Consider the following 12563-nt stretch of genomic DNA (forward strand, 5'->3'; position numbering starts at 1 on the left):
TATTGTTTGAAAGGTGGATAATTACGCTTCACTCTTAGTAGTTACCTTATCATAAATGAATAGCGCAAATGCTGCGATTACACCAATTGCAAGTATCACCATCCACATACTGGATGGATTATATGTATCCCAAAGTAAATTTGTTAATTCCTGCGGAGTCAAGTTTACCTGACGAGCCACTTCCTCAAAATACGCATTGGTGCTAAGCCCTGCGGGGATGTGCAAGCCTTTATCTACCACATATTTCTCTGTAATCATTACTTTGTCGGACATTATCTGATAGACATTCCCAGAGATAAATCCGGCAAAAACATTCCCCAGAAATACCGGTATAAAGGAATAGCCCATATAGAGTGCCTTTTTATCTTTAGGTGCAATACGACCAATATATTCTGTAATCTTAGGCGATCCGGCCATCTCTCCAATGGCAAAAATAAGAATAGCAACCATCGTGAACAATACATTCTGCGAAACGAGTGTCAACGCCATACCAATGGCACAAACCAAAAAGCCGCTCATCATGGAGCGAAGCGGTTTCCATTTCATCACAATGGTAGATACCATGATTTGGAAAACAATAATATAGAGAGCATCCATATTCGTAATAAACTCGGAATCTAATACACCGGGAGCCGGACTATAATTAGCACTCACAAACGGAATATAGGTATCAAAGAAATGATAAAGTACACTTGTATCCACCCATTGAGAGATAAATACAGGGAGTGTGAAGAAGAGTTGGTTATACATGGTCCAGAAACCGGCAACTATCACAAGGAAGATCAAGAACTTAGCATCCTTAAAGATGCTGCCCATATTACGAAATATTTCTCCAAATGTGTGCAGGAGACTTCCTTCGGCTTTCTTTGTTTCTCTTCCAGGTTCCTTATAAAATATCAACAGCAGGAAATTCACCATGATAATTGCTGCTGATATATAGAAAATATACTTGCTGTCTCCTTTAAATAATAATGTTATCAATGGGCCGAAGAAGGCACCGATATTTACCATCATATAAAAAATGCCAAAACCGATGGAAGATGTTTCTTCTGTAGTGGTTTTGGCTATTGTAGCAGAGATAACAGGTTTAAATAAAGCAGCTCCCAAAGCAAGGTAAATATACATCATGAATACCGCAGCAAAAGAAGACACCTGAGGAAAAAGCAGAAATGCAGAAGCATAAATGGCAAATGCCAATGCCAATACCTTTTTATATCCATAACGGTCGGCAATGGCTCCGGTTAACACTGGCAAGAAGTAAAGAATCCCTGTGCCCACACCCATAATCAATCCTTTTTGACTTTGAGAGAATTCCAATCCTCCCAAATCCGAAGAACCGGTCAGATAGTTGGCGAATAACATAAAAAAACCATACCAAGCCCAACGTTCAAATAATTCGATCGTGTTGGCTACCCAAAAGGTGCGGGGAAACTTACTAAAAATGCTCATACTCTTGCTTGTTAAAGATTCACCGATCGCAAAAATAAATAAAATAAAAGAGAGACTACCAGTTTTCACCAACAGTCTCTCTTATTATTTATTAAATAGAATGATTTACTCTTCGGTATGCTTCTTTTTGCCCATCAGCATATAAGCAATCGGAGAAGCAATGAACAGAGACGACAGTGTACCAAACACCACACCCAAGATCATTGCAAAAGCAAAGCTACGGATTGCATCACCACCCAATACAAAGATACACAACAACACGATTAATGTACTTAATGAAGTATTGATGGTACGATTCAATGTAGTATTCAATGATTCGTTAAACAATAGCTTAGTGCTGCGTTTTGGATATAATCCTAAATATTCACGTACACGGTCAAAGATTACTACCTTATCATTGATAGAGTAACCGATAGCTGTCAGAATAGCACCAATGAATGTTTGGTCAACTTCCAACGAGAATGGAAGGATTCCCCACAACATTGCATACGCACCTAAGATCAGCAAGGTATCGCTTGTTAAAGCTACTACAGAACCGATACTGAAAGATATATTACGGAAACGAATCAGGATGTATAAACCAATAGCAATCAACGAAAGCAATACCGACCAGAATGCAGAAGTCTTAATATCATCCGCAATACTTGGTCCTACTTTTGCAGAACTAACAATACTACCACCTGTATGGTTTTCGCGATCGATGAAAGTATCTAATGAGATATTCTGTGTCAACAGAGGTTTCAACGACTCATACATATAAGCCTCAATCTCAGAATCTACTGAGTTTTCATTTTCATCGATACGGTAGTTTGTACTGATTCGCACAGTTTTCTTGTCTGTACCAATAGCAATTACAGAAACATTGGCACCTTCGAAGCTGTTAGCCAACAACTCTCTTACTTGTTCCGGTTCTACTTGTTGTTCGAATTGCACTTTATAGTCACGTCCACCTGTAAAGTCAATACTTTGACTCAAACCACGAGTAACCAAGAATACAACACAAACAATAGCTATTACACCAAATATGGTAAGGAACTTCTTATTTCTTCCCATGAAGTCGTAATTCGAATTAACGAACATCTTTCTTGAGATAGCCGAAGTAAAGGTCAGATTCAGAAGTTTATCTTTATTCATGAAGTGTTCGTACACCAAACGAGTTAAGAACACTGCTGTAAAGAACGAAATCAAGATACCGATCATTAATGTAGTAGCAAAACCACGGATAGGTCCTGTACCAAAGTTAAACAGGATAATACCGGTAATTAATGAAGTAAAGTTCGAGTCGAAGATTGCAGAGAACGCATTTGAATAACCATCAGCAAGCGCTTTCTTCACAGGTTTACCTGCTCTCAACTCTTCTTTAGTACGTTCGTAGATAAGTACGTTAGCATCCACAGCCATACCCAGCGCAAGCACCATACCGGCAATACCCGACATTGTAAGTGCAGCCTGGAAAGAAGCCAGAACACCCATTGTGAAGAACATATTGATAATTAACGCTCCATTGGCAATCATACCCGGTACAAAGCCATAGATAGAGCACATGAAGATCATCAATAGTATCAAAGCTACTACAAACGAGATAATACCGGCATCAATAGACGCCTGACCAAGAGAAGGGCCGATAATATCTTCTTGTACAATGTGTGCAGGAGCAGGCATTTTACCCGACTTCAACACGTTTGCTAAGTCTTTTGCTTCTTCAGGAGTAAAGTGACCGGTAATCTGCGAACGACCTCCGGTAATTTCATTGTTTACGTTAGGAGCAGAATATACATAACCGTCCAGTACAATAGCAATAGACCTTTCTATATTTTGTTTTGTTAATAACGCCCATTTTCTTGAACCTTCTGTATTCATCACCATGCTTACAGCAGGTTTATTGAATTGGTCGAAGTCATTGTTAGCATCATCAATTACATCACCTTCCAACGGAGCTCTTCCGCTACGTTCGGTAGATTTGATAGCATACAATTCGAAAGTTTGACCGGCAGGATCATTGGCAATTGGTGAAACGCCCCATTTCAAGCGAAGTTCTCTTGGGAATTCGGAAGCAATTTCCTTCATAGCAAGATATTTGTTGATATCTGCGGTGTCTCTGTAGTTAGCCCAACCAATAACGGGACCTCTACCTTCTGAGTTCAACTGAAGAATAGACATCAAAGGATAGTTCTTCTTCAATTGTTCGCGGTCTACATTTTCTGTTTCAGTAGATTTGTCTTGAATAACAGAAGCCAACAAGCTATCTCTTGCAGATGTAGCAGATGCAGCAGTTTCCTGAGCAACCGGTTGTTGTTCTTCGGCAGGTTGTTCTGTTACTTCTTCATCACGAGAAAGAATAGTGCGCAATTTAGAATCGGCAACTTGCATGTATGGAGTTACTTCGCTTGCATTAAAGGTTTCCCAGAATTCAAGATTAGCTGATCCTTGAAGGAGCTTTCTCACACGTTCCGGTTCTTTAATACCCGGAAGTTCCACTCTGATACGGCCCATTCTGTCTTCCAATCTTTGGATGTTAGGTTGAACCACACCGAAACGGTCGATACGTGTACGTAAAACGTTGTATGAGTTATCTATTGCCGATTTGATTTCGCTTCTTAGCACGTCTTCAATTTCAGCGTCTGTTGATCTCTGAGTGACTTTATCTTTCAGCTTTTGAGTAGCAAAAAGTTCTGACAGTTTTGCCTCAGGAGCCAATTTCTTATATTCTTTCACAAATAGAGACACGAAGTCATCCTGACTGGTAGCCTGAAGCGTTTTTGCAGAAGCCAACGCTTTATTGAATGATTCGTCTTGCTTGTTATCGGCCAATGCTTTTACTACATCGGCTACAGATACTTCAAGAATTACATTCATACCACCCTTAAGGTCAAGGCCTAAACCTATCTCCATCTCACGACATTGTTTCAGCGTGTAGTTACCCAACCATACTTTTGTGTTTGCCAGAGAATCCATGTAGGATTGTTCTTTCTGCGCATCACCATTCGCATAGTCTTTCGCTTTTTTAGCATAGTGACTCGTTACGAACGAGAAAGACAGATAGAAGGCACAAACCAAAGTGAGTAATACAGCAAAAACTTTAACAAATCCTTTGTTTTGCATTTTAGTTTGATTTTTATATTATTACCTTTTAATTAATTTCCTTAATCTACAAGGCTGCAAATATAGCTTTTTTTTCACACTCAAAGGTATTTAGAAGCAAATATTTCGTTTTTACCCCAGCCTTTTACTCAAATACTTCACCGGCCACCAAACAGATAAAACACCCATTACCAGCACTGTGATAAATATTAGCAACACGTCCGAAGCATGCACACTTACCGGATAAGCATCGATAAGAAAACTCCCCCCTGTGGCATTCAAAGTTATCAAGCCAAACTCCTGCTGGATAAGGCAAAACACCAGCCCTAAAACAATTCCTGCCAAGGCACCGAAGAAGGAGATCATGCAACCTTCTACAAAAAAGATACGAGATACCAGTTTATCATTGGCGCCCAAACTACGAAGAGTCTGCACATCTTCTCTTTTATCGATAATTAGCATGGAAAGAGAACCTATTACATTAAAACAGGCAACCATTAAGATAAAGGAAAGGAATATATAAGAGATCAGTTTTTCAATCTCCATCATACGATAAACGTCTGCTTGCTGTTCATAACGATTGCTTACAACAAACGATTCTCCCAGCATCTTTTCGATCTTTGCCTTTGTTGAAGCAACACCGGCGGTTGGTTGCAACTTCAATTCGATGGCAGATACCTCCGTATCATAATCAAACACCCGGCGGGCAAAAGAAAGAGAAGTTAGAACGTATTGTTTATCATACTTTTGCTGATTCACAACAAACACACACCCGGGCGAAAACAAGTAATCTTCATGAAAGGAAGAAGCCGGATTGGCCATGTTTATCTTTGTATTTCGTTTGGGTGTATATACTTTCAGCGGATCAACAAATTGAACGCCTGTGCCTAACGCCTGAACCAGTTCAACCCCCATCACAGCATAGTCTACCACAGAATCCGTCAGCAAGAAGTTGCCACGCCCATAGAGAATACTGTCGATCTCCGTTAGTTGATTAAAGTTATCGGATACCCCTTTAATAACTGCCATCGCCTGCCGGTCTTTGTATTGCACCATAGCATTCTCTTCCAGCGTTTCGGAGAAAACGGCTATTTCGGGAAGAGAACGCAAGGCTTGAATAGATTCATCCTGCGCATCAAACACCTTTCCTTGACGGGCTGTTATTTTCAATTCAGGATCGAAAGCCGTAAAGAAGCTTGCCACCATATCCTGAAAACCATTAAATACGGAAAGTGTACACACCAAAGCCAAAGTAGCAAGTGCTACCCCGCATACGGATACACCCGAAATAATGTTTATTGCATTATGCTTCTTTTTAGAGAAAAGATAGCGGCGGGCAATATAAAAGGAAAGGTTCATTACTTAGAACTTACTTAAGAAGCGAATCTATCTTTTCTAAATAATCAAGCGAATCATCCACAAAGAACTTCAGTTCGGGAATAATACGCAATTGATGCCTTACCCTTGCACCCAGTTCGTAACGAATAGATTTAGTATTATCATTGATGTTCTTTATCAGTTCCTCACTTTTCTCGGAAGGGAATATACTAAGATATACTCTGGCGATACTCATATCAGGGCTGATACGCACTACACTTACCGACACCAATGTGCCCGGCATTGCTTTCGTTTGCAATAAAAAGATATCTCCTAATTCTTTTTGCAGCAAACGGGCAATTCTATTTTGTCTGGTTGTTTCCATTTTAGAGTTTTAAGTTTAAAGTTTGGAGTTTGGAGTTTATAGTTTATGAGTTTATATAGATGTTTCAAATTCAGCCGATAAAGATAGTAAATAACTACTAAACCTATAAACTACAAACTCAAAAACTATAAACTTAAAAACTATAAACTTAAACCTTTCTTATAATTGTCAAGCCATCTCGTAGGGGAAGTATTACTTTCTCCACACGTTTATCGGCTGCTACATAATCATTGAATCTTTTTATCCCGATTGTTTGCAGGTCTGTGGGGTGAGGTGTTTCAAGCACATGCCCATCCCACAATGTGTTGTCGGCAACGATGTATCCTCCGGGAGATAGATATTCGAGTACCATTTCGTAGTACTCCACGTATTTACGCTTATCGCCATCTACAAAAGCCAGATCGAAGGTAATGCCCAGTTCCGGAACTACCTTCAATGCATCGCCTATATAAAAGGTAATTTTATCGGCAAAAGGAGAATTCTCCAACCAAGGCCGGGTAAAGTCCTCCTGTTCATCATTAATTTCGAAGGTGTGCAACATGGCTCCTTCTTTCAGCCCTTCGGCCAAACAAAGAGCTGAGTAGCCGCTGTAGGTTCCTATTTCGAGTACTTGCTTCGGACGAATCATTTCGACAAACATTTTAAGCATTCGCCCTTGCAAGTGCCCCGAAGCCATACGTGGACGCAGTAAGTTAACGTGCGTATCACGATACAGGGCTTTCAGGTATTCACTTTCCGGATCAATATGCTGCAAAATATATGAATCCAGCCATTCGTCCTTAGTCATTTATCGGGAAGTAAAAGTGGGTAATGAGTAATTGTTGGCGTTGTTTAACACTGTATCTACCTTATTGATTTCGAGGAAAGTAGTTCCACCACCTTCGCCAAAACTACCACTTAAATAGGCAAACATATCTCCTCCGGTTACACGCTTGCTTTCAATCAGCATTCTTAATGCCGAGAAGAAGTAGCTTCTTGCATTGTCTTTCTCTTCCTGGAAGATAGGAAGTACGCCATAAGATAATGCCAGTAAACGCATTGTTTTTTCTTTGTAGCAAATGGCCAAAACCGGATTCTTACCACGGAAAGCAGCCACATAGCGAGCCGTACGCCCGGTAAAGCTATCGGTAATAATGGCACGTATCTTTACTTTGTTAGACGCTTTTACAGCTTGCTTGGCAAGGAAAGCCGTTACATCTGCATCGTCTCCCAGTGGTACACGGATGTCATTTTCTTCTAATTTATCTTTTTCTGCCTGCTCTGCAATTTGCGCCATGGTACGAAGTGCTTCTACCGGATATTTACCGTAAGCCGTTTCGCCACTTAACATAAGCGCATCTGTACGATAATAAATAGCATTGGCAATATCCGTAACCTCCGCACGGGTTGGGCGAGGATTATTAATCATGGTGTGCAGCATTTGTGTGGCTACAATCACCGGGCGTTTTGCCAGGATACATTTCTTAATAAGTTTACGCTGAATACCGGGTATCTTTTGCTGAGGTATTTCAATACCAAGATCTCCACGGGCAATCATTACTCCATAAGCAGCTTCCAAAATTTCATCGATATTATCAACTCCTTCTTGGTTTTCTATCTTAGCAATGATTTTTATTTCGCTGTTATGAGCATCCAGTATTTCTTGTATATCAAGGATGTCTTGTTTGGTTCTAACAAAAGAGTGGGCAATGAAATCAATGTCTTTTTCAATAGCATACAAGATGTTCTTCTTATCTCTTTCGGTTAAAGAAGGTAGGTTGATACGCATGCCCGGCACATTCACACTCTTACGGCTGCCCAAAGTAGCCAAGTTTTGCACTTCGCAAATAAGGTGATCGTCCAAACGATCTAAGATAAGCAGATCAAGGTCGCCATCGTCAATTAAAACATGACCTCCTACTTCTACATCTTTCACAAAATCGGAATAAGAAACGGCGATGCATTCGTGTGTAGTTTCCACTGTCGGGTCGCCTACCATTTTCACTTTGTCTCCTATATTAAACAATATAGGTTCCTGACATACGGTGGTTCTTATTTCAGGTCCTTTGGTATCCATTAAGATGGCCAATTGGTTAGAAACGGTCCGCACATTATTAATAATACGGTCAAACCCTTCTCTCTCTATATGAGCAGAGTTCATACGAACCACGTTCATACCTGCCTCATAAAGCTTTGAAATAAAACTAACTTCACAACGTTGATCGGAAATAGTAGCTACTATCTTAGTATGCTTCTTCATAAAATTAACAAGTTACCTTAATATAATTTAAACCTAAAAAAACTATCTATTCATCTATTTATTAATGCCTCAATGGCTAAGCGATAAGAGTTTAAACCAAATCCGCATATCACTCCTTTACAGGCAGCCGAAATCATTGAAACATGCCTGAAAGATTCTCTTGCATGTACATTGGAAATATGCACTTCTACAACCGGAGCAGGCACCGCCCGTATAGCGTCATGCAATGCTATGGAAGTATGAGTATATGCTCCTGCGTTCAGAATAATGCCATCAACATCAAAACCGCACTCATGTATCTTATCGATGAGTGCTCCCTCTGAGTTTGATTGGAAATAGGTAACGTTCACCTCAGGATACTGTTGCAACATGTTTTCCAGATATTCTTCAATACTCTGATCTCCATAGATAGATGGCTCTCGTTTTCCTAACAAATTCAAATTAGGGCCATTTACAATCAATAGATTCACGTTATCCATACTCACAACCGAATTGTTTTTAATACCTTTGTTCAAAGAACATTATTTCAAGTTGCAAAGGTAAGAAAAAAGTATGAAAAATAATAAAAAAGAAGCAAATAAGGATATAACCCAGCAAATTGTAAGGAAGTACCAACAATACCTTAAGCTTGAAAAGTCTCTATCGAAAAACACACTGGATGCTTATGACCATGATTTAGATAAGCTATTAGCCTTTCTTCAGCCGGCAAACATATCTATTTTAGAAGTAACACTGGAGGATTTACAACAATTTGCTGCCGGCTTACACGATATTGGGATTCATGCCCGCTCCCAAGCCCGTATTATCTCCGGGGTCAAGTCGTTCTTTAACTTCCTGATTATGGCAGATTACATAGAGGCAGATCCCTCCGAATTGCTCGAAGGACCTAAAATCGGATTCAAACTGCCGGAGGTATTATCGTTAGAAGAGATAGATGCCATTATAGCCGCCATTGATTTAAGCAAAAAAGAGGGGCAACGCAACCGCGCCATATTAGAAACACTTTATAGCTGTGGGCTGCGAGTATCCGAACTTTGCAACCTAAAGATTTCTGATCTGTACTTAGACGAAGGATTCATTAAAGTAGAGGGAAAAGGAAGCAAGCAACGGTTAGTTCCTATCTCTCCCAAAGCCATCAGAGAAATAGATTTGTATTTCATGGATCGCAACCAAACGCTTATCAAGAAAGACTATGAGGATTATTTATTCATCAGCAAACGGGGGAAAAACATCTCGCGGATTATGGTTTTTCACTTTATAAAGGAGCTTGCCCAACAGGCAAATGTAACCAAGAACATAAGTCCGCATACTTTTCGACATTCATTTGCCACACATCTTTTAGAAGGAGGTGCCAATTTAAGGGCAATACAAAGCATGCTGGGACATGAATCGATTGCAACTACCGAGATTTATACGCACATTGATCGAAATATGCTTCGCAATGAGATTATAGAGCATCACCCGAGAAATATCAAGTATCGCCTAAGGGAATAGTGTTTGTTTTGAGTGAAGAGTGAATAGTAAAAAGTGAATAGTTATGATGCTGCATTTTTCACGATTCACTTTCGATTTTCGGTTTTCATTCAAAAATGAAAAGAAACGCTCTCATGAAAAAGTCCTCTTACCTTGCCTAAAAACAAGATAAAATGCCGATGAAATGGGGAATAATCGAAGGTTTCAATTCAAAAAACAAGCACTGCGAATTTATAGCGTTCGTTATAGCGACCTTATAACAATATATAAAGAAGAAGTAATCTACTGATGATGATAGAGAACAACAAAAAAGAAAAAAAAGAAAAATTTAATTCAGGCACTGCTGCCAAGAGAAAATGCTACTGTCTTCAACCACAAATGCTACTATCATTTCGGGCAAATGCAACCATCATTTTACTACCGGCAATAAGCACCAAACAGGCGGCATCAGAAGTGAAAATGTCGCCTCCACACCGAAACTTCTCCTAAAAAACCTTTTTTTGAATGTCTTTATGAAAATTTTAAGTCCTGATTTAACATTTTCTTTTAAAGAATCAATATATTTGCGTAATTTTGTAGCCCTAAGGGAAAAGGGCTTTTGAGCACGAAGAAATAGTTCAATTATAAACGTTTAATTTTAAATTTAAGAGATGATCAAGAAACTGTATTTACCACTTCTTCTTACAGTGGTTGTTGCACTTTCATCATGTAGCAACAAAATGGGTGAATTATCTTCAGATTATTTCACCACGAATCCGCAAGTTCTGGAAGCTGTAGGCGGAAAGGTTCCTGTAACTATCAACGGAAAGTTCCCGGAAAAATTCTTAAACAAGAAAGCCATTGTAGAAGTAACTCCTGTATTGAAATGGAAAGGCGGCGAAGCAAAAGGACAAACCGCAGTATTCCAAGGCGAGAAAGTTGAAAACAACTATCAAACCATCTCTTACAAAATGGGAGGTAACTATACCATGAAAGCTAACTTCGACTATGTGCCCGAAATGGCTAAATCGGAGCTATACCTTGAGTTCAAAGCAAAAGTAGGAAACAAATCTGTTTCTATCCCTGCCGTTAAAATTGCAGATGGTGTAATTTCTACTTCTGAATTACTTGGCAACACTTTAGGAAGCGCTACTCCTGCTACCGGACAAGATGCTTTCCAACGTATCATCAAAGAAGCTCATCAAGCTAACATCATGTTCTTGATTCAACAAGCTAACTTGCGTTCAAGCGAATTGAACTCTGCAAGCATCAAAGAACTGAAAAAAGTTATTGCTGAAGTTAATGAAGCTCCTAACAAAAAAATCGACAACATCGAAGTATCTGCTTATGCTTCTCCCGATGGTGGTGTAAGTTTGAATAGCAAACTTGCTGAAAGCCGCGAAGGAAACACAGCTAAGTACATGAAAAACGAGTTGAAGAAATCGAAAATTGATGCTGCTTTAGATGCTAAATACACAGCTCAAGACTGGGAAGGATTCCAAGAATTGGTTTCTAAATCAAATGTTCAAGATAAAGAATTGATCCTTCGCGTTCTTTCTATGTACAAAGATCCGGAACAAAGAGAAAGAGAAATCAAAAACATCTCTTCTGTTTACAAAACTTTGGCAGACGAAATTCTTCCTCAATTGAGACGTTCTCGCTTGACTTTGAACTATAACATCATTGGTAAATCTGATGCAGAAATCAGCAACTTAGCTGCTTCTAACCCTAAAGAGTTGAACCTTGAAGAACTTCTTTATGCTGCAACTTTAACTAAAGATGCTGCTCAACAAAATGCGATCTATACTAAAGCAACTCAACAATTCCCTAACGATCACCGTGCTTACAACAACTTAGGTAAACTTGCTTACCAAGCCGGCGACTTAGTGAAAGCTGAATCACTCTTCAAAAAAGCTGCAAACATTAACTCTGCTGCTTCTGAAGTTAACATGAACTTAGGACTTATCGCCCTTGCTAAAGGTGATAAAGGTACTGCCGAATCATTGTTAGGTAAAGCTTCGGGTGCTGCCGAATTGAACGAATCATTAGGTAACCTGTACGTTGCACAAGGTCAGTACGACAAAGCTGTAAACGCTTTCAGCAACACCAATACTAACAGTGCTGCTTTAGCTCAAATCCTGTCTAAAGACTACAACAAAGCTAAAACTACACTTACAAACGTTGCTACTCCTGACGCTTACACAGATTATTTAATGGCTATTTTAGGTGCAAGAACAAACAACACTTCAATGGTAATCAGCAGCCTGAAAAGTGCTATCCTAAAAGACAACTCATTAGCTAAGAAAGCAGCTACAGATCTTGAGTTCATTAAATATATCGCTAACTCAGATTTCTTAGGTCTTTTAAAATAAGCTTCTGAAAAAGATATTTGCTTTTTATTTGAAAAGAGGGTCGGCAAGATGTTGCCGACTCTTTTTTTGTATATCCTCCCAGCAATGATTGTGCATAGTGACAGATTAATATAGATACGCGGAACACGCAGAAGGAGCGGATGAACGCGGAAGGTATATTTTCGTCCTTATGCCGCAAGAAAAAAAGAATTCCGCGTGTTTCCGCTCATTCCGCGTTTTCCGCGTATCCATTCCCCTATAACTCAAAACAAAAACTAATTATGAATAT

Annotated in this window: 9 protein-coding genes; 2 read left to right on the top strand and 7 right to left on the bottom strand. The window is 39.4% G+C overall.

Annotation, left to right across the window (positions count from 1 at the left end; genetic code table 11):
* Positions 1–21 precede the first annotated feature (21 nt).
* From D0T60_RS02425 to aroQ, 7 genes are all read right to left on the bottom strand, one after another.
* Positions 22–1449, bottom strand: coding sequence for an MFS transporter (locus tag D0T60_RS02425; RefSeq protein ID WP_163216551.1), 1428 nt, complete (start codon positions 1447–1449; stop codon positions 22–24).
* Between the two features lie 105 nt (positions 1450–1554).
* Positions 1555–4551 carry a protein translocase subunit SecDF gene (gene secDF, locus D0T60_RS02430; protein ID WP_163216552.1) on the bottom strand — a complete coding sequence of 999 codons (2997 nt, stop codon included), beginning with the start codon at positions 4549–4551 and terminating at the stop codon, positions 1555–1557.
* 111 nt (positions 4552–4662) lie between these two features.
* Positions 4663–5889 (bottom strand): FtsX-like permease family protein, encoded by a 1227-nt coding sequence (locus D0T60_RS02435; protein WP_163216553.1) that lies wholly within the window; start codon positions 5887–5889, stop codon positions 4663–4665.
* A 10-nt stretch (positions 5890–5899) separates the two neighbouring features.
* Positions 5900–6232 carry a 30S ribosome-binding factor RbfA gene (gene rbfA, locus D0T60_RS02440; protein ID WP_163216554.1) on the bottom strand — a complete coding sequence of 111 codons (333 nt, stop codon included), beginning with the start codon at positions 6230–6232 and terminating at the stop codon, positions 5900–5902.
* 148 nt (positions 6233–6380) lie between these two features.
* Positions 6381–7019 (bottom strand): O-methyltransferase, encoded by a 639-nt coding sequence (locus D0T60_RS02445; protein WP_163216555.1) that lies wholly within the window; start codon positions 7017–7019, stop codon positions 6381–6383.
* Positions 7020–8471, bottom strand: a complete 1452-nt coding sequence (pyk, locus tag D0T60_RS02450; RefSeq protein WP_163216556.1) for a pyruvate kinase — start codon at positions 8469–8471, stop codon at positions 7020–7022.
* A 50-nt stretch (positions 8472–8521) separates the two neighbouring features.
* Positions 8522–8950, bottom strand: a complete 429-nt coding sequence (gene aroQ, locus D0T60_RS02455) for a type II 3-dehydroquinate dehydratase (RefSeq protein WP_163216600.1) — start codon at positions 8948–8950, stop codon at positions 8522–8524.
* A 73-nt stretch (positions 8951–9023) separates the two neighbouring features.
* Between aroQ and xerD the strand changes: the two genes are divergently transcribed.
* Together xerD and D0T60_RS02465 are read left to right on the top strand one after the other, a co-directional pair.
* Entirely contained in the window at positions 9024–9965 is a 942-nt protein-coding gene (gene xerD / locus D0T60_RS02460) for a site-specific tyrosine recombinase XerD (protein WP_163216557.1), read from the top strand.
* A 629-nt stretch (positions 9966–10594) separates the two neighbouring features.
* A complete protein-coding gene (locus tag D0T60_RS02465) occupies positions 10595–12295 on the top strand; it encodes a tetratricopeptide repeat protein (protein WP_163216558.1) in 1701 nt (566 codons plus the stop codon).
* Positions 12296–12563: the final 268 nt, after the last annotated feature.

Origin of the sequence: Bacteroides sp. 224 (genome assembly GCF_010500995.1) — a bacterium.
Taxonomy (GTDB): Bacteria; Bacteroidota; Bacteroidia; order Bacteroidales; family Bacteroidaceae; genus Bacteroides.